Consider the following 18,977-nt stretch of genomic DNA (forward strand, 5'->3'; position numbering starts at 1 on the left):
GTCCAACAGGCATAAACGACAAAGGCCCCGATTAAGGGGCCTTTGTTTTTTTACATCAACGACTTATCAAGCAAACGGATGACGCAGAACGATGGTTTCGTTGCGGTCCGGGCCCGTCGAAATAATGTCGATCGGCGCGCCGATCAACTCTTCAACGCGCTTGATGTAGGCACGAGCGTTAGCGGGCAGCTCTTCCAGGGTTTTGGCACCCACGGTCGATTCGGTCCAGCCCGGCACTTCTTCGTACACAGGCTGGAGGCCCACGTAGCTGTCAGCGTCAGTTGGAGCAACGTCCTTGCCTTCGGCATCTTTGTAGCCGACGCAGATGTTGATGGTTTGCAGGCCGTCGAGCACGTCCAGCTTGGTCAGGCAGATGCCCGAGATGCTGTTCACATCGATAGCGCGACGCAGGATAACGGCGTCGAACCAGCCGCAACGACGGGCACGGCCGGTGGTAGCGCCGAACTCGTGACCTTGTTTGGCCAGGTGCGCACCCACCTCGTCAAACAGCTCAGTCGGGAACGGGCCCGAACCTACGCGAGTGGTGTAAGCCTTGGTGATGCCCAGGATGTAGTCCAGGAACATCGGGCCAACGCCCGAACCGGTCGCCACGCCACCCGCGGTGGTGTTGGAGCTGGTCACGTACGGATAGGTACCGTGGTCGATGTCGAGCAACGAACCCTGGGCGCCTTCGAACATGATGTCTTTGCCGGCGCGACGCAGGTCGTGCAGCTCGGCCGTCACATCCAGCATCAGCGGCTTGAGCAGTTCTGCGTATTCCTTGCACTCGGCCAGGGTTTTTTCGAACTCGATGGCAGGCTCTTTGTAGTAACCAACCAGCATGAAGTTGTGGTAATCCACCAGTTCACGCAGCTTGTCTTCAAAGCGCGGCATGTTGAGCAGGTCGCCCACACGCAGGCCACGACGTGCAACCTTGTCTTCATAAGCCGGGCCAATGCCGCGACCGGTGGTACCGATCTTCAGCTCGCCACGGGCCTTTTCACGAGCCTGGTCCAGCGCTACGTGGAAGGACAGGATCAACGGGCAGGACGGGCTGATACGCAGGCGCTCGCGCACCGGGACGCCTTTCTCTTCCAGCTTGGTGATCTCGCGCAGCAGGGCGTCAGGTGCAACCACTACGCCGTTGCCGATCAGGCACTGCACGCCTTCGCGCAGCACGCCCGACGGAATCAGGTGCAAGACTGTTTTTTCGCCGTCGATCACCAAGGTGTGACCAGCGTTGTGGCCACCTTGGTAGCGCACTACGGCGGCAGCATGTTCGGTCAGCAGATCAACGATCTTGCCTTTGCCCTCATCACCCCATTGGGTGCCCAGGACTACGACATTCTTACCCATAACACTTGTCCTCATTCGCGCAAACTTGGTGCCGGCGATGGCCGGCAGGAAAACTCAAGAAGCCAGTGGCGATACTTGCCAAAGCCCGTTCTGCTGAATCAATTGCCGGTCGCAGTCCGCATCACGGGCGGCGGCCAAAGGTTGCCCAGGCAATGCCTGAACGACACGCTGACCCTCACTGCGCAACTGACAAACCTGCTGCCAGAGTGCTGCATCCGTACTGTCAGGCATCCAGATACCGCCAGACGGTAGCTCGATCTCAGCACGCCCCAGGGTCACCAGGGTTTTCAAATCGGTGGAAAAGCCAGTCGCCGGACGGGCGCGACCGAAGTCGGCGCCGATGTCGTCGTAACGGCCGCCCTGAGCGATGGACTGGCCAACGCCCGGTACGAACACCGCGAACACCACACCGGTGTGGTAGTGATAACCGCGCAACTCGCCCAGATCAAAGTACAGCGGCAGCTCCGGGAAGCGAGCCGACAGGCGCTCGGCTATCGCCAGCAAATCTTCCAGTGCTTCCAGCACCGGCGCCGGCGCATTGGCCAGACGCTCGCGGGCAGCGCTCAACACTTCACGGCCGCCACACAAGTCAACCAGCGCACGGAGCATGCCGGACAGGTCGGCCGGCAAGCCTTCGGTCAAGGTAATGACCTCGTCGATGGCCTTGCGTTGCAACGCATCGAACAACTGCTGTTCGACTTCGCCCGACAGACCGGCGGCGCGCGCCAGACCACGGTAGATACCCACATGACCGAGATCCATGTGCACGTCCGGCACATCGGCCAGTTGCAGCATGGCCAGCATCAGGCTGATCACTTCAACGTCGCTGCTCGGACTGGCATCGCCGTACAACTCGGCACCCAACTGGATCGGACTGCGCGACGACGACAATGCACGCGGCTGGGCGTGCAAAACGCTGCCGGCGTAGCACAGACGGCTCGGGCCCTCGCGACGCAGGGTGTGCGCATCGATGCGCGCCACTTGCGGCGTGATGTCGGCACGGAAACCCATCTGCCGCCCCGACTGCGGGTCGATGACCTTGAAGGTACGCAGATCGAGGTCCGAGCCTGCACCGGTCAGCAGGGATTCCAGGTACTCGATATGGGGAGTCACGACAAACTCGTAACCCCAGCTCTGGAACAGATCCAACACCTGACGACGCGCGACTTCAATGCGCGCCGCTTCTGGTGGCAGTACTTCTTCGATGCCATCTGGCAGCAGCCAGCGGTCTACCGTTGCCATTACGCCATTCCCCTTTGATCCGGGCGGCCAGCACTAGGGCGAGCCTTGAGTGAAGCAGAAAATGACCGGCCCGTTCAAAACGCACGCGCATGAACGACGCAGCGAAAGGCCTTTAACCGGCTTCGCCCATCACTTTCCTCGAAAAACTGTCGAGCCATTCAACTCGATGTTCTGCAGTAAAAACAGCAATCAAACGTGCAGACGCAAAAAAGCCGGGAATTTCCCGGCTGCCGCATCATACACACGTTTTCCCAAAGGATCACCCCGCCCGAGGTTTTAGCCGCCGGGCGGAATGATTCAGGTCAACGCCGTATCAAGGCTTGGACTTTTCCAGGTACCGGAAAAAGTCACTGCTTGGGTCGAGGACCAAGACGTCGGATTTGTTCGCGAAGCTTTCACGGTAGGCACGCAGGCTACGGTAGAAACCGTAGAACTCCTGATCCTGACCGTAAGCCTTGGAGTAGATCGCAGCGGCCTGGGCATCACCATCACCGCGAACCTCTTCAGATTCACGATAGGCTTCAGCCAGCAGCACGCGGCGTTGACGATCGGCGTCGGCACGGATGCCCTCAGCCAGCTCGTTACCCTTGGCGCGGTGTTCGCGAGCTTCACGCTCACGCTCGGTGCTCATACGCTCGAACACACTGCGGTTCACTTCTTTCGGCAGATCGATGGCCTTGACCCGGACATCGACGACTTCGATACCCAGCTCTTTCTCTGCCATCTTGTTCAGCGACGCGGTGATGTCAGCCATCAGCGCATCACGCTCGCCCGACACGACTTCGTGCAGGGTGCGCTTACCGAACTGGTCACGCAGACCGGATTCCAGTCGACGGGAAAGACGCTCGTCGGCGATCTGCTTGAGGCCGGAAGTTGCGGTGTAGAAGCGCTCGGCATCTTTCACGCGCCACTTGGCGTAGGCATCGACCATCACGGCTTTCTTTTCCAGGGTCAGGAAGCGCTGCGTCGGTGCATCCAGCGTCAGCAGGCGGGCGTCGAACTTGCGCACCTGGTTGACGTAAGGCACTTTCACATGCAGACCCGGCTGGACATCCGCCTGAACCACACGACCGAACTGCAGCAACACCGCACGCTCGGTCTGAGCCACGATGTAGAAGCAGTTCCAGCCAACCAGTACGACAACGACGCCAACGATCAGGGCGATCAGCGATTTATTGCTCATCAGCGGGTCTCCCTTGTGCGCGACTGCGGCACGTCAGTGACATGCGGCGTGACGTCCGTGTTGCTGCTGGCGGCGGCCGAACCGGTTACCGGTGCGCTGCCCGAACTGTTCTGGATCATTTTGTCCAACGGCAGGTAAAGCAGATTGCTCTGGCCGTCCTTGTTGCCGGTCACGAGTACCTTGCTGGTGTTGCTGAAGACTTCCTGCATGGTGTCCAGGTACAGACGCTCGCGGGTGACTTCAGGTGCCTTGCGATACTCGGCAACCAGTTTGGTGAAGCGATCCGCCTCACCCTTGGCGCGCGAGACCGTTTCGTCGCGGTAACCGTTGGCATCCTCAAGGATACGCTGGGCCTGACCACGAGCTTCCGGCACCACGCCGTTGGCGTAGGTTTCTGCCTGGTTACGCGAACGTTGCTCGTCTTCACGGGCGCGGATCACATCGTCAAAGGCTTCCTGTACTTCACGCGGTGCAGCGGCGCTCTGTACGTTGACCTGAGTAACGGTGATACCGGTGCGATAGGTATCGAGGAAACGCTGGAGACGTTCCTTGATTTCGCTGGCCATCAGCTCACGACCTTCGGTCAGCACCTGATCCATCGCGGTGGAACCCACCACGTGACGCAGCGCACTTTCGGTGGCGTGCTGCAGGCTGATTTCCGGCTGGTCGACGTTCAGTACGAAGTCCTGCAGGTTGCTGATCTTGTACTGCACGGTCAGCGGCACTTCGACGATGTTCTCGTCTTCGGTCAGCATCTGGCCCTGCTTGGTGTAGGCACGCTCACGCGTGACGTTCTCCATGTACTTTTTATCGATCGGCGGGAAGTAGATGTTCAGACCCGGGCCGACGGTTTCGTAGTATTTGCCGAAGCGCAGCACTACGGCTTGCTCCTGCTCGTCCACCACGTAAACCGCGCTGTACAGCCAGACAGCCGCCAGCACAACGAGGGCGATACCGATCAGACCGCCGAAGCCGCCACCGCTCTTGCCCGAACCACCGCCGTCATCACCACGTTTCTTGCCACCACCGAACAAACCGTTCAGGCTTTCCTGCAGCTTTCGGAAGGCCTCGTCGAGATCTGGTGGCCCCTTGCGGTCGCCGTTATTGCGGCGCTTGCCACCCCAAGGATCCTGATTATTCGAGTTGCCACCCGGCTCATTCCAAGCCATAGCGCTCTCCATCTGATAAAGCAAAGACGCACCCACGGCGCGCCGACCAATGCTACAGAATGCCTGACGTTGCGGCACAACCGCTTTGTCAGGCTTTTATTGCAAAGTGTGTTGCTCGATGAATTCCATCGGCTGCAATCCTTCGCGGCTTACCAGTCGATTCAACTCGACCCGGGGCAAACGAACGGCCAGCAGGCTGATGCCTTCTTCGTCGTGCTCTTCTTTTTGCACCGCACCCAGTTCGAAAAACTGCGCACGCAGTCGAGCGAATTGTTGCGGCAAGCGCAATGTACCCACAAACAAATCACCGCCCAGCAACTCGGAAATGGCTTGTTCAAGTAATTCCAGACCACTGCCATCACGCGCCGACAACCAGACCCGTTGCGGTTTACCATCGGCGTCGCGCTGGATTTGCGGCTCAACGCCTTCAAGCAAATCGAGTTTGTTATAGACCTCGAGGATCGGCAAGTCCTGGGCGCCAATCTCGCCCAACACCACCATCACCTGCTCGATCTGCAACATGCGATCCGGTTCGGCCGCGTCGATAACGTGCAACAGCAGGTCGGAGTTGCTCGACTCTTCGAGCGTAGACCGAAAAGCCTCGACCAGCTTGTGCGGCAAGTGACGAATGAAACCTACCGTGTCGGCCAGGACAATCGGCCCCAGGTCATCCAGTTCCAGACGGCGCAAGGTCGGGTCCAGCGTGGCGAACAATTGATCAGCCGCGTACACGTCGGATTTCGTCACGTTGTTGAAGAGCGTGGATTTACCGGCGTTGGTATAGCCCACCAGAGACACGGTAGGAATATCCGCACGGGAACGGCCGCGCCGCGACTGCTCGCGCTGGCTGCGCACTTTTTCCAGTCGGCCCTTGATCTGTCGCAGGCGAACCCGCAACAGACGACGGTCGGTTTCCAGCTGGGTTTCACCCGGACCGCGCATGCCGATACCGCCACCCTGACGCTCAAGGTGAGTCCAGCCACGAACCAGCCGCGTGCTCATGTGGTCAAGCTGGGCCAGTTCGACCTGGAGCTTGCCTTCATGGGTACGGGCGCGCTGCGCGAAAATATCGAGAATCAGACCGGTACGGTCAATCACGCGACACTCGAAAACACGTTCGAGGTTACGTTCCTGACTGGGCGTGAGGATGTGATTGAAAATCACCAGATCGGCCTTTTCGGCATGGACCAGGTCGCGCAGTTCCTCGACCTTGCCGCTGCCAATCAGGAATTTGGCAGTTGGCCGATGACGCGGCACGTTAAAAAACGCAACGGTCTCGGCGCCTGCCGAATTAGCCAGTTCCTGAAACTCCTGCGGATCTTCGCGCGCCTCAGGGTCCTGTCCATCCAAGTGAACGAGGATTACTCGCTCACCACCACCGTGGCGCTCAAAGAACAAAGGAGACTCCTATCAGGCGTTACCTGGCTCAGCGTCACCTGCTTCGGATTCGGTTGCGCTAGGCAGACGAATTGGACGAACCGGCACGACTGTCGAGATAGCGTGTTTGTAAACCATTTGGCTGACGGTGTTTTTCAGCAGGATCACGAACTGGTCGAACGACTCGATCGTGCCTTGCAGTTTGATACCGTTGACCAGGTAGATGGAAACCCCAACTTTCTCTTTACGTAAAGTATTCAGGTAAGGGTCTTGTAGCGAATGCCCTTTTGACATGTGCCGCACTCCTTTAAGGATTCAATAATAAAAATAGGTAATTCAGATGGCTTTGGCCGTCACACCCCCAAGGATAGACGGCAATTGCAAGGACTCAGCTCAATATGGAGATGGTCCCTAAGTATTTCAAGGCGCGTGGCAGATTGTCGCAATCAAGACTGTCCAGCCAATGTAAATCTTCCCAGCTGCGTAGCCAGGTGAACTGGCGTTTGGCCAATTGGCGCGTGGCGATGATGCCGCGCTCCTGCATGTCAGCCAATGTCAGTTTGCCATCCAGGTAGTCCCAGACTTGGCGGTAGCCTACCGCACGTATAGACGGCAACCCCGAATGCAGGTCACTTCTTTTACGCAGGGCTACGACCTCGTCGATGAATCCCTGTTCCAACATATTTGTGAATCTTTGTTTAATGCGCTCGTGCAGTACCTGACGATTCGCCGGGGCAATGGCCAAGTTCGCGACAGTATAGGGCAATTGTTGCAGTCCCGAAGCGGCTGCTTCAGTACTTTGCGCAGATTGTTGCTCACGTAGCGCAGTCATGCTCTGACCACTGACCCGATAGACTTCCAGCGCGCGACTCAAGCGTTGTGGATCGTTCGGGTGAATCCGCGCAGCGGACACCGGATCAATCACCGCCAATTGATCGTGCAGGGCTTGCCAGCCAAGGCGTGCAGCCTCTTCTTCGATCTGCGCGCGCACGTCGGGATCAGCCGCTGGCATATCCGCCAGACCTTCGACCAAAGCCTTGTAATAGAGCATCGTACCGCCGACCAGCAGCGGAATTTTTCCACGCGCGGTGATTTCAGCCATGGCTTGCAGGGCATCGCGACGAAAATCCGCAGCCGAATAGGCTTCAACCGGATCGAGAATATCGATCAGACGGTGAGGATATTCGGCGAGAAGCGCTTTTGAGGGCTTGGCGGTGCCGATGTCCATGCCGCGATAGACCAGCGCCGAATCGACACTGATGAGCTCGCACGGCAACACTTTGGTCAGCTCGATGGCCAGATCGGTCTTGCCCGCAGCGGTCGGGCCCATCAGGAAAATCGCTGGAGGAAGCTGGCTCATCAACGACCGCGCAAAAACAGTTTGTCCAGATCGTCCAGGCCCAATTGGGTCCAGGTCGGTCGGCCATGGTTGCATTGACCGCTGCGCTCGGTGTTTTCCATGTCACGCAGCAGACCGTTCATTTCCGGCAGGGCCAGACGCCGGTTGGCGCGGATGGCGCCGTGGCAGGCCATGGTGCCGAGCAATTCGTTCAGGTGTGCCTGAATCCGGTCGCTGGTGCCGTACTCCATCAGGTCCGACAGCACGTCGCCAACCAAACGGTTGGCTTCAGCTTGCTTGAGCAGTGCTGGAATCTGGCGGATCGCCAATGTTTCCGGGCCCAGACGCTGCAACTCAAAGCCCAGTCGCTGGAACCACGCAGCGTGTTCTTCAGCGCAATCAGCCTCACGCTGACTGACCGCCAGCGATTCCGGTACCAGCAACGGCTGGCCGCTGAGGCCTTCGCTGGCCATGGCGATTTTCAGGCGCTCATACATGATCCGCTCGTGGGCAGCATGCATGTCCACCAGCACCAGGCCTTGGGCGTTCTCGGACAGAATGTAGATGCCTTTCAACTGCGCCAATGCGTAACCGAGCGGCGGAATGTCTTCCTGACCGGCCGGCAATGCGTTGGCATTGGCTTCTGGCAAGGGTGCGAAAAACTCGCGATAGGCAGCCTGAGCCTCAGCGACCGGCGGCACAGCGGATGGCGGACGCGGCGTGTATTGATACTGATAAGCGCCGCCAGCACTGGCGCCCGACGACGTGTTGAACGCCGGTTGTGCCTGCGGTTGCTCCAGCAGCGCATTGGCCGCCAGACGCATTTCGCCCTGTGGCCCGAACTCACCGGCACCAAGCCCTGTCGGGCGGACGACGGCAGTGGTGACCGAACCGGCAAGCTGATCTTCCGGACGCACATCGCCCAGCGCCCGGTGCAGCGTGCCGTAAAGGAAGTCATGCACCATGCGCCCGTCACGGAAGCGCACTTCGTGCTTGGTCGGGTGAACGTTAACGTCCACAGCAGCCGGATCAACCTCGAAAAACAACGCAAACGTCGGGTGGCGACCGTTGAACAGAACGTCGCGATAAGCCTGGCGCACGGCGTGCGCCACCAGTTTGTCGCGCACCGCACGGCCGTTCACAAAGAAGTACTGCAAGTCCGCCTGACTGCGGTTGAAGGTCGGTAAACCGACCCAGCCCCACAGGTGCAGGCCATTGCGTTCGATCTCGATCGGCAGCGCCTGTTCAAGAAAACCCGAGCCGCAGATCGCTGCCACACGCCGGGCACGGGCCGCATCATCGTGGGCCTCGTGCAGGCTGAGGATGGTCTTGCCGTTGTGGCGCAGATGGAAAGCCACGTCGAAACGCGCCAGTGCCAGCCGCTTGATCACTTCTTGCAGGTGATCGAATTCGGTTTTTTCGGTCTTGAGAAATTTGCGTCGTGCCGGCGTATTGAAGAACAAGTCGCGCACTTCCACCGAAGTGCCCACCGGATGCGCGGCCGGCTGAACGCGAGGCGCCATGTCTCGACCTTCGGTCTCGACCTGCCAGGCCTGATCGGCGTCACGGGTACGCGAAGTCAGGGTCAGGCGCGCCACGGAGCTGATCGAGGCCAGGGCTTCACCGCGGAAGCCCAGGCTCATCACCTGCTCCAGGTCTTCCAGATTGCGAATCTTGCTGGTGGCGTGCCGGGCCAGCGCCAGCGGCAGGTCATCGGCAGAAATGCCGCTGCCATCGTCGCGCACCCGCAGCAGCTTGACGCCGCCCTGCTCGACGTCGACGTCAATGCGTTTGGCACCGGAGTCGAGGCTGTTTTCCAGCAGCTCCTTGATCACCGACGCCGGTCGCTCGACCACCTCGCCGGCGGCGATCTGGTTCGCCAGCCGTGGGCTGAGCAGCTCGATGCGGGCCATGTTCAGGACCTGAGTCATTCTTTGGACGCCAGTTCGGTGCCGGGAATGGTCAGGTGCTGACCCGCTTTCAGGTCATCGCTTTTCAGGTTGTTGGCGCTGCGCAGCGCCGCCGGCGAAACCTGATAACGCACGGCGATCATCGCCAGGGTTTCGCCCGGATTGACCCGATGATCGCGCGGGCCCTGGGCAATCTTGCCGGAATCACGCAGCCAGGCAATGTAGGTACCCGGCGGCGGGTTCTGTTGGAAGAACTGGCGCACGCCACTGCTGATCGAACGCGCCAGTGCTTGCTGGTGGCTCGACGCCGAGAGCTTGTTGGCTTCGTTGGCGTTGGAGATAAACCCGGTTTCGACCAGGATCGACGGAATGTCCGGCGACTTCAGCACCATGAACCCGGCTTGCTCCACACGCTGTTTGTGCAGCGGCGTAACCCGGCCGATGTTGGTCAGGACTTTCTGCCCGACATTGAGGCTGGAGGTCAACGAGGCCGTCATCGACAGGTCAAGCAGCACGCCCGCGAGCATGCGGTCCTTGTCGTCGAGGCTGACGTTGCCCGCACCGCCGATCAGGTCGGAACGGTTTTCACTGTCGGCCAGCCAGCGAGCGGTCTCGGACGTCGCACCGCGATCGGACAGGGCAAACACCGAAGCACCGAAGGCCGCCGCAGATGGCGCGGCATCGGCGTGGATCGAGACGAACAGATCAGCACCCTTCTTGCGGGCAATCTCGGTCCGCCCGCGCAACGGAATGAAGTAGTCACCGGTACGGGTCAGTTCGGCGCGGAAGCCTTTCATGCCATTGACCTGACGCTGCAATTCACGGGCGATCTGCAGCACCACGTCTTTCTCACGCTGCCCGCGCGAGCCGGACGCACCCGGGTCTTCGCCACCGTGGCCGGCGTCAATCACCACAATAATATCGCGCTTGCCGGCCGGGGCTGGCGGCAGCTTGATGGTTGGTTCGGTCGGGGTGACCGGCACGGCCGGCACCGTCGCAACCCGCGGTGCAGGTGCAGGCGGCGGAGCGGCATCGGCCGGGTTGTCGAACAGATCGACCACCAGACGATTGCCGTATTGCGCGTTCGGCGCCAGCGAGAAGCTTTTGGGCGTGACGGCTTTTTTCAGGTCGATGACCACCCGAAGGTCGGACGGGGTGCGCTGGGCCGAGCGCATCGCGGTGATCGGCGTGTTCGCAGTCTGCACATTCAAAGGCGCGCCGAGGGTGGCGCCATTGATGTCGATCACCAGTCGATCCGGTGAAGTCAGGGTGAAAACGCTGTGCTGCACCGGGCCGCTCAGGTCAAAGACCAGTCGCGTGTTATCCGGCGCCCGCCACAGGCGCACGCTGTTGACCTTTGAATCGGCCACAGCAGTGACGGTTACTGCCATCAACATCAGTCCTGCGGCAGCCACCAACGCGCGAAAGCGCATACCTAACCCCATCATCTAATTGGTTTCCAATGCCAAAGCGGCACACCAGGCCTCGCCACGCGAGCCCTGGGACAAAATATTCAGCGAACGCCCGCTGTCTTGCGGGCTAATGGTAATGGTCAGGTCAGGCTTTGGCAAAAAGCCTGCACCTTTATCGGGCCACTCGATCAGGCAGAGGGCGTCGTCGTCGAAGTAGTCGCGGATCCCGAGAAACTCCAGTTCCTCCGGATCAACCAAGCGATACAGGTCGAAATGGAAGGCGCGGATGTCACCGATTTCGTAGGGCTCGACCAATGTGAAGGTCGGGCTTTTTACCGCTCCGACATGGCCCAGCCCGCGAATGATCCCTCGCGACAGCGTGGTCTTGCCCATGCCCAGGTTGCCAACAAGAAAAATCAGGCCGTGGCCCTGGGTCACGCGGGCGATCCGTGTGCCAAAGTCGCTCATGGCCTGTTCATCGGCCAGGTACAGGGTTACTTCAGACACGGTGCATGCTCCTCCAACAACTGACGAATGGCTGGAATCAGATCACTGGCCGCCAGCCCACGGCCGAATTTTCCTTGTTGCATCCCGGCATTGGCGTGCAGCCAGACCGCCAGGCACGCGGCATCGAAGCCATCCATGCATTGTGCCAGCAGCGCGCCGGTCAAACCGGCCAGCACATCGCCGAGCCCGGCGGTGGCCATGGCCGGATGGCCCTGATGACACAACGCCAGACGCCCATCGGGATGGGCGATCAGGCTACCGGCGCCTTTGAGCACCACAACCGCTGTATATTTTTTGCTCAGCGCCAACGCAGCGGCAGGACGATCGGCCTGTACCTGCGCGGTGCTGATTCCCAGCAACCGTGCCGCCTCACCCGGATGCGGCGTGATCACGCAATCCCTGGGCAAGCTGACAAACCCTTCGGCCAGCAGGTTCAATGCATCGGCGTCCCACACCTGCGGCAGCGGCGCATTGGCTGCCGCCGACAACAGCGCCCGTCCCCAGCCAACCTGCCCCAGCCCCGGCCCGACCACCAGCACGGAAACCTTTTCCAGCAGGCCCATCAATTGATTGGCCGAGGAAATACCCAGGGCCATGGCTTCCGGAATGCGGGTCAATGCCGCTGGCACATGTTCCGGACGAGTCGCCAGCGAAACCATGCCGGCACCGCTGCGCAAGGCACTTTCGGTGCTGAGCAGGATCGCCCCGCCAAAACCGTGATCGCCGCCGATCAGCAGCACATGCCCGAAGCGGCCTTTGTGGGAGCAGGGTCGACGTGGCGCCAGCCGTGGAAGATTAGCCGCATGCAGGCGCCTGGCATTGACGGGAATGTCATCACAGGTTTCGGCCGTCTCCTGCAAATCATTAAATACCAGCTCGCCGATATGATCCGCCGCATCACCGGTGAACAGGCCGACTTTCAAGGCGATGAAGGTGACGGTGAGATCGGCGCACACGGCAGTGCCCAGTGCATGCCCGGTGTCGGCGGACAGCCCGGAAGGAATATCGACTGCCGTTACCGGCAGGCCGCTGGCGTTGATCGCCGCGATGGCCGTGCGATAAGGCTCGCGTACGTCGCCGGTCAGGCCGGTGCCGAGCAAGGCATCGACAATGACCCCGCGCAATTCGTTTTGACCGGCCCAGCCCAGCACACTGACGCCCTCGGCGAGCGCTTCGGCGTGCGCCAGTGCGGCATCACCTTGCAAACGCTGCGGATCAGCGACCGCCAACACCCGCACCGACCAACCGGCCCGCTGCGCCAACACAGCGATCAAATAGCCATCGCCCGCATTGTTGCCGTGGCCGGCAAGCACAGTCATTTCATCGGCTGCCGGCCATTGCCGCACCAGTGCCCGCCAGGCTGCATGCGCGGCGCGTTGCATCAATTCGAAGCCCGGCGTGCCTGCGGCAATCAGCCGTGCGTCGATCTCGCGCACCTGTGCGGCGCCATACAGCGCGTCGGGTAATTCATCTTTCGTGTGCGGCATGCGTCTTCGGGCTCCGATGTCTGGCAGAATTATACGCACCTCAGCTCCGGTTTCTCTCGCCTCATGTCCGCCATCACCACAGACCTGCCCGCCCTGGCCCAATCGATCAAGGATTGGGGCCGGGAGCTGGGCTTTCAGCAAGTCGGCATCAGCGGCCTCGATCTGGCCGAGCATGAGCAGCACTTGCAGCGCTGGCTCGAGGCCGGCTACCACGGCGAAATGGATTACATGGGCGCCCACGGCAGCAAACGCTCGCATCCCGAAGAGCTGGTGCCCGGTACTTTGCGTGTGGTTTCCCTGCGCATGGACTACCTGCCGGGCGACACCGAGATGGCCAAACGTCTGGCCCAACCGGAAAAAGCTTACGTGTCGCGTTATGCCTTGGGCCGCGATTACCACAAATTGATCCGTAAACGTGTTCAACAATTGGCGGACAAGATTCAAGGCGAGATCGGCCCGTTCGGTTTTCGCGCTTTCGTCGACAGCGCGCCGGTGCTGGAAAAAGCCATCGCCGAGCAGGCTGGGCTGGGCTGGATCGGTAAAAACACGCTGGTGTTGAATCGCAAGGCGGGCAGCTATTTCTTCTTGAGCGAACTGTTTGTTGATCTGCCGCTGCCGGTGGATGAGCCGCACAGCACCGAACACTGCGGGCGCTGCACTGCATGTCTGGATATCTGCCCGACCAATGCCTTCGTCGGCCCGTACGTGCTGGATGCGCGACGCTGCATTTCGTATCTGACCATAGAACTGAAAACCGCCATCCCTGAAGAGCTGCGGCCACTGATCGGCAATCGGGTGTTTGGCTGTGACGATTGCCAGATCGTTTGCCCGTGGAACCGCTTCGCGCGGCCCTCGACGGAAAGCGATTTCAAGCCACGGCACAACCTGGACAACGCCGAACTGGCTGAACTGTTTTTGTGGGATGAAGAGAAATTCTTGAGCAGCACCGAGGGCTCGCCATTGCGCCGGGCCGGGTATGAGCGCTGGTTGCGCAATCTGGCGGTGGGGTTGGGCAATGCGCCTTCAACGATTGTGGTGCTGGAAGCGTTGAAGGCGCGACGCGATTATCCGTCGGAGCTGGTCAGGGAGCATGTGGAGTGGGCGCTGGAACAGCACGCCAGACCTGCGCACGCATAACTGGCAGGCACAGTGCTCAATTCGTAGCTCACGCGCGCGGCGTTGTCATGTTTTTGGCCGACGCTATAAATTTGCTGGTTGTGCCTGGACTCCAATGGCCGCCTGACTGGAGCACTCTGGCTACTCTTACTGAGCTGTCCTCCAGAATATATATACGATCCCCACGGCCCGTCGTCGACGTCAGATAAGCATGCATCAATCTCTTCGTCCCGCCGTAGCTCCTCAGCTGCGTGTACAACATTTCAACTCGGGCGGTTGCATCGCTTGGGGAGATGCCGCTTTCAATCAGCGCGTAGAGTCGGTCCGCATGAGCGATCTTGCCTTGAGCGTTGTTGGCGGCCAATACGTCGTCGGCACCGGACGCCCTGATCAATTGCCAAGGCGCATCCTCTGTCAACTCCACCGGTGTGTTGGCTTTGCGGGCCGCAGCCTTGGCTGCTTTTTCCCAGGCTTTTGCCGCTTTGGCGGTGCCCTTTCCTGCGAGCCCCTGGCTAAAGGATGACGAAAGCTTTCTGCCAACATTCACAGCTGCTTTTGCACCCGCCGTCAAACCTGTCCCCAGCGACGCCAACCCAAGACCCAGACTGACCCAACCCAACACCTCTCCGGCTGGAGAGCCCGGTGCAAATTCATTGACCAGCTCGCTGGCGATACCCGCCAATCCAGATGCAACGGCCAGCCCCACGCTAGCCAGTGCCCATGGCGTCGCGACGCCCATGGTCAGCACACTCGCAACGACACCGAGAACACTGAGGCCGATGCCCAGGATCGATTGCCAGGACATATGCCCGGTGGGGTCAACACGATTGACAGGATCGCCCAGGCAATAAGCGTAGGCATTCAATCCACCCTCACCGAATGGACTCATGCTGTCGGGGCCAAGAAAGCGCATCAGAGTCGGGCTATAGGCCCGGTACCCGTTGCCCAGCAGATAAAGGCCAGTCGCCCCATCCAGTTGCTCGCCGTTGAACCCTGCCAGACTGAACACCCCCCCTTCGGCAGGACGATGCCCGTAAGGGCTGTAAGCGCAATCGGTCAACGCGCCATCGCTCAGCTCAACCAATACGCTCTGCTGTTGATCGGTGCCGAACAGTTGCGTGGTGGCGTTCGGGCCGACTTGTTCCTGCCCCACCAGCAGGCCTCCGTGGCGCACGACGCTGGATGAATGCCGGCCACTGACTTCATTGGCTACCCGCCCGCCATGGTAATAACGTTGAGCCGTTGGCGTGCCCGGCTCCGCCAGTTCAACCAAACGGTCGAAGCCGTCGTAGTGGTAGCCACGAATGACCGAACCCTGAACGTCGGTCAGCGTCTCAAGCCGTCCAAACGCGTCATAAGCCAGGGTTCGCGCCTGATCATCTTTGATCATCCTGCCGTTGGCGTCGTATTCCAGCATTACCGGCGCCGGATAGTCGGCATGGGAATGCTTGACGGCGCTGACCTGCACAGGATCCGGATTGTCGTAACTGAACGTGGTCAGATTCAAACCCAGCGCAAACCGCGTTTTAACGGTAAGAATGTTATCCAGAGCATCGAACGTAAATGTCTGCTGAAAAATCTCCTTGCCGTAGGGATCGCGCGGCTTATGGGTACCGACGCAGTCGTACTGGATCAGGCGCCCGCGCACGTCATAGGCAAATTGCTCATCGCGCAGCAGTTGCGTGCCACGTCTGGACACTTTGCGCGCCAGCTTGCCGGCCAGCGTATAAGTCGACGCCAGCGTCTGGTCTGGCTGCCTCTTGCACTCGACAGTACGGCAACTTTCTCGACCGAGATCATCATAGGCATACCGCGTGATCACTTGACGCTTGAGCGCAGTCTCTTCGGTCTTCGTCCACTCCAGCATCCCTGTCTGGCTGCCGTAGTGGAACTGGGTCTTCAGCGAACCCTGCAAGGTGGCGACGAGGCGGCCATGTTGATCGTATTCGGAGGTGGTGGCGCATCCGAGAACATCGACATGACTGATCGGTAGCCCGGCGAAGGAATACGTATGGGAAGTCGTTTTGGCGATATCGCCGCACGCAATCGTTTCCGACTTGAGGCGCCCGGAAGCATGATAGGTGAACTCACTCTTTCTGCCGTTTTCGCTGCAGCTCACGAGTTGGCCATCAGCGGGGCCGTAAGCCATGGTCTTGAGCAGAGCTCCCGACTTACGCTCAATGAGCACACCGCCCAGCTCGCGCAGATAGCCGAATTCGGTTTTATTGCCATCTGCACCCTTGAACCACTTTGGCTGCGTGAATCCGGCTTCATACCCGGCCTCGGACTTGCGTCCGCCTACGATACTGGCCGTCAGCCTATTCAAGCCGTCATAGGTCTGCTCGCCCAGCACCCGACCATCGACAGCAATGCTGATCGGCACCGCCTCGTCGCTGTGATCGGTGTAAGCGGTGACCATCTCGCTGGCGTCGGGCAGAACAGTGCGAACCAACCGGTCAAAAGCGTCGTACTCATATCGAGTGGTATTACCGACGGGATCGGTCTGGCTGGTTGTGCGTCCTGATCCGTCATAGGTGTAGACGGTTTTACCAAGGCTCTTGTCCTTGAGACTGAAGCGCTCGACACTCAGCGGTTTGCCGAACTCGTTGACGAGGGTCACCGTTTTGCCCAGACCCTCCAGCCACGCCGTTTGCTGGCGCAGAACCGGATCGGCGACGGTATGTTCGATGCGCCCATCGGCATGGAGCGTCTTGCTGATTTGGCCCCAGTCGTCGAATTCGTAGAGGGTGACAACCGGGCACGGCTTGCCATCGCGCCAGTCGGTCAGCGTCGATCTGACCTTCTGGCCAGCCGCATCATGCATGGCGCTATAAAGGGTGCGAGTCGGGATGAGCCCTTCCTTATCCGGATGGTCGGTGTCCTTTTCCTGAACGGTGACAACCCGCCCCAGGCCGTCATAGGCCACTCTTTGCTCACCGCCAGACGAATCCGTGGTCACCATCGTGGCCATCTGCTGCTTACTGGCGGCCAGATAGGCCCACTGGGTAGAGGCGGCGTAGATCGTACCGGCGGCGATCGTCTTGCGCAGTGCCCGGCCGATCGCGTCGTATTCATATTCGATACGCTCGCCATCGACGCCGACTTCTGCCAACGGTAATCCGGTCCGCGTCGAAAGCACTTTTTCGCTGGTCTGCAGGGCGTCATCAAACCCACGTGTGCTGGAAATCACCCGCAGTCTGGTGCCCTCAAGCTCATAGGAAAATGCCGTACGGATCGTTTTATTGTTTCGGGTGACGCTTTGCTCTCTCGTGGCGCCGTGCTTCAGCGGATCGTCTGGCGTATCGAGGTAACTGCGCTCGGTTTTCGAGCGCAGCACCTCAACGCCCTGCACCAACTCGAAATCACGCTCCTCAATCGGTAAGACAGATGCCAGTTCCGCACCGGCCAGTGCGGGATGCAACACATAGTCGTAGTACGTGACGGTCGAGGGCCCACCCGCTGCCGCAGCGGTGACCGTGCTTTTTTTCTGGAATCTGGCGAAACCCAGCGGGTCCTCCGGGCAGTTGTCCCCGCCGGTTGCCGGATAGAACTCCGATACAGTCGTCACCCCATTCGGCTCGACATACTTGAGCAAGTTACCTTCACCGTCGAACTCGGTGACGGTGGTTTCCTTGCGCTGCTGGTGGGTGCGCCGATCAAGATAGGTCACTGTATGGACCTTGGGCATGCGGAACTGCGCCGGCTGCTCATTGAACGGCTTGGCGACGGAACAGTGATACTCGGTGGCGACAGTGGTCTGCGCGTCACCGCATGTCGTAACTTGCGCGACCAGCAAATGGAATTTGTTGTAGGTACGTTTAATCAGCGTGTGCAACTTGCCGCCGACCACCAACTGCTCGTCCGAGGTGTAGACGTAGGTGCCAGGGGCTCGATAAAGCGGATCCCCGTCGTCATCTTTGGCGGGGATGAGGCCATGCCCGAGAAAGTTCCGGTCAGAGTACGTATACGTCTTGCAGAGCCTCGATTGACCACGCCCTGGGTAAACATCGTGGGCGATGACAAACGGCAGTGTCCGTTCCACGCCATTGACGAAGTGGTGACCTTGCTGCTTGTAGCGAATGATCTCGACAGCGCGCAATGGGTTGACGACGCGGTGCAGATAGCGCGCACCATCAATGACTTCATATTCCAGGTCCCAACCTTTGCCGACCGGTAGTTCGATGGCCGTGACCAGACTGTTTTTCAAGATCAACTTGTAATCGGAGCTGGACGCAGTATCAGGATGCCGGGTCAATGTCACCTGACCTGCCTTACGCGCAATCCTCAGCAGGCATTCCTTTGCATCATTGATTTCGGTCAACACGGGAAACTGATTGAACACATCATGCTTGAGCGTGATGCTCACACCATTAGCCGCGACTATTTTCTCCACTACCGCGATTTGAGCGGCCGCCATTACTTTCAGCAGCTCACGCCGACCGTCCTTGTACCGGACCTCGTAGCGTCCAGGCCCGGTCACTAATACTTTGGCGGTTTGCAGCTTCATTTCCTTGAACTTCAGACCGGTAGACGTCTCGACAGCCTTATATCGCTCACCGTTGGACAGCGTCATGATTTTGCTGCGCAAGTCGTAACGGGTCATGGTCAAAGACCAGCCCACACCGAAACCGACATCCGCCTGATTGAGCGGATTGAAACTCAGTGAAAATGTTACGTCGGGACCATTGAGATCGGCCGAGTGCAACTTGCCCAGCGACAGAGCGCACGTATACATGCCGGTACGCGGATCAACCCCTCCGGAAACAAACTCCCCAAAGTTGAACGCATTTGAATGAACAGCGGTAGATGAGTTATTTTTCATGGAACAACGCTCTCTGTTTGCAATATCCGGATAATCCCCAATCAGGCTGACCGGCGA

The 18,977-nt window shown here is 59.7% G+C and carries 13 protein-coding genes; 1 reads left to right on the forward strand and 12 read right to left on the reverse strand.

The window, feature by feature from the left end; translation table 11 throughout:
• Positions 1-66: 66 nt before the first annotated feature.
• The 11 genes from AB4P91_RS02700 to AB4P91_RS02750 form a co-directional block, all read right to left on the reverse strand.
• Complete coding sequence (locus AB4P91_RS02700; RefSeq protein WP_150594043.1) at positions 67-1,356, reverse strand: adenylosuccinate synthase; 1,290 nt, start codon at positions 1,354-1,356, stop codon at positions 67-69.
• A 54-nt stretch (positions 1,357-1,410) separates the two neighbouring features.
• Entirely contained in the window at positions 1,411-2,598 is a 1,188-nt protein-coding gene (locus AB4P91_RS02705) for an ATP phosphoribosyltransferase regulatory subunit (RefSeq protein WP_150594042.1), read from the reverse strand.
• 313 nt (positions 2,599-2,911) lie between these two features.
• Positions 2,912-3,781 (reverse strand): protease modulator HflC, encoded by an 870-nt coding sequence (hflC, locus tag AB4P91_RS02710; protein ID WP_042557389.1) that lies wholly within the window; start codon positions 3,779-3,781, stop codon positions 2,912-2,914.
• Positions 3,781-4,950, reverse strand: coding sequence for an FtsH protease activity modulator HflK (hflK, locus tag AB4P91_RS02715; RefSeq protein ID WP_395604272.1), 1,170 nt, complete (start codon positions 4,948-4,950; stop codon positions 3,781-3,783). The genes hflC and hflK overlap by 1 nt, the downstream gene beginning before the upstream one ends.
• Before the next feature lie 96 nt (positions 4,951-5,046).
• Positions 5,047-6,348 (reverse strand): ribosome rescue GTPase HflX, encoded by a 1,302-nt coding sequence (gene hflX / locus AB4P91_RS02720; RefSeq protein WP_042557387.1) that lies wholly within the window; start codon positions 6,346-6,348, stop codon positions 5,047-5,049.
• Positions 6,349-6,360: 12 nt separating this feature from the next.
• The gene (hfq, locus tag AB4P91_RS02725; protein WP_007902656.1) at positions 6,361-6,621 is read right to left on the reverse strand and encodes an RNA chaperone Hfq; all 261 of its coding nucleotides are present in this window, start codon (positions 6,619-6,621) and stop codon (positions 6,361-6,363) included.
• A 94-nt stretch (positions 6,622-6,715) separates the two neighbouring features.
• Positions 6,716-7,687, reverse strand: coding sequence for a tRNA (adenosine(37)-N6)-dimethylallyltransferase MiaA (gene miaA, locus AB4P91_RS02730; protein WP_150594040.1), 972 nt, complete (start codon positions 7,685-7,687; stop codon positions 6,716-6,718).
• Positions 7,687-9,597, reverse strand: coding sequence for a DNA mismatch repair endonuclease MutL (gene mutL / locus AB4P91_RS02735; RefSeq protein ID WP_150596068.1), 1,911 nt, complete (start codon positions 9,595-9,597; stop codon positions 7,687-7,689). Before mutL ends, miaA begins: the two co-directional genes overlap by 1 nt.
• Positions 9,594-11,024, reverse strand: coding sequence for an N-acetylmuramoyl-L-alanine amidase (locus tag AB4P91_RS02740; RefSeq protein WP_150594038.1), 1,431 nt, complete (start codon positions 11,022-11,024; stop codon positions 9,594-9,596). Before AB4P91_RS02740 ends, mutL begins: the two co-directional genes overlap by 4 nt.
• On the reverse strand, positions 11,025-11,495 hold the full coding sequence (gene tsaE / locus AB4P91_RS02745) for a tRNA (adenosine(37)-N6)-threonylcarbamoyltransferase complex ATPase subunit type 1 TsaE (protein ID WP_042557383.1): 471 nt from the start codon (positions 11,493-11,495) through the stop codon (positions 11,025-11,027).
• Positions 11,483-12,982, reverse strand: coding sequence for an NAD(P)H-hydrate dehydratase (locus AB4P91_RS02750; RefSeq protein ID WP_395604273.1), 1,500 nt, complete (start codon positions 12,980-12,982; stop codon positions 11,483-11,485). Before AB4P91_RS02750 ends, tsaE begins: the two co-directional genes overlap by 13 nt.
• Positions 12,983-13,045: 63 nt before the next feature.
• Here AB4P91_RS02750 and queG point away from each other — a divergent pair, with 63 nt between their 5' ends.
• Positions 13,046-14,119: a tRNA epoxyqueuosine(34) reductase QueG gene (gene queG / locus AB4P91_RS02755; RefSeq protein WP_150594035.1), complete on the forward strand. Its 1,074-nt coding sequence runs from the start codon at positions 13,046-13,048 to the stop codon at positions 14,117-14,119.
• 28 nt (positions 14,120-14,147) lie between these two features.
• On the opposite strand, the gene AB4P91_RS02760 is transcribed toward queG, so the two are convergent.
• The gene (locus AB4P91_RS02760; protein WP_395604274.1) at positions 14,148-18,920 is read right to left on the reverse strand and encodes an RHS repeat-associated core domain-containing protein; all 4,773 of its coding nucleotides are present in this window, start codon (positions 18,918-18,920) and stop codon (positions 14,148-14,150) included.
• Between the last annotated feature and the right edge of the window lie 57 nt (positions 18,921-18,977).

Origin of the sequence: Pseudomonas sp. B21128 (assembly GCF_044218865.1) — a bacterium.
GTDB lineage: Bacteria > Pseudomonadota > Gammaproteobacteria > Pseudomonadales > Pseudomonadaceae > Aquipseudomonas > Aquipseudomonas iridis.

What these genes read in the sequence shown, in the direction of transcription:
- miaA (WP_150594040.1), bottom strand. Translation starts at nt 7,687, where the DNA reads ATGAGCCAGCTTCCTCCAGCGATTTTCCTGATGGGCCCGACCGCTGCG.
- AB4P91_RS02760 (WP_395604274.1), bottom strand. Translation starts at nt 18,920, where the DNA reads ATGAAAAATAACTCATCTACCGCTGTTCATTCAAATGCGTTCAACTTT.
- mutL (WP_150596068.1), bottom strand. Translation starts at nt 9,597, where the DNA reads ATGACTCAGGTCCTGAACATGGCCCGCATCGAGCTGCTCAGCCCACGG.
- AB4P91_RS02705 (WP_150594042.1), bottom strand. Translation starts at nt 2,598, where the DNA reads ATGGCAACGGTAGACCGCTGGCTGCTGCCAGATGGCATCGAAGAAGTA.
- AB4P91_RS02740 (WP_150594038.1), bottom strand. Translation starts at nt 11,024, where the DNA reads ATGATGGGGTTAGGTATGCGCTTTCGCGCGTTGGTGGCTGCCGCAGGA.
- hflK (WP_395604272.1), bottom strand. Translation starts at nt 4,950, where the DNA reads ATGGCTTGGAATGAGCCGGGTGGCAACTCGAATAATCAGGATCCTTGG.
- AB4P91_RS02700 (WP_150594043.1), bottom strand. Translation starts at nt 1,356, where the DNA reads ATGGGTAAGAATGTCGTAGTCCTGGGCACCCAATGGGGTGATGAGGGC.
- hfq (WP_007902656.1), bottom strand. Translation starts at nt 6,621, where the DNA reads ATGTCAAAAGGGCATTCGCTACAAGACCCTTACCTGAATACTTTACGT.
- AB4P91_RS02750 (WP_395604273.1), bottom strand. Translation starts at nt 12,982, where the DNA reads ATGCCGCACACGAAAGATGAATTACCCGACGCGCTGTATGGCGCCGCA.
- hflC (WP_042557389.1), bottom strand. Translation starts at nt 3,781, where the DNA reads ATGAGCAATAAATCGCTGATCGCCCTGATCGTTGGCGTCGTTGTCGTA.
- queG (WP_150594035.1), top strand. Translation starts at nt 13,046, where the DNA reads ATGTCCGCCATCACCACAGACCTGCCCGCCCTGGCCCAATCGATCAAG.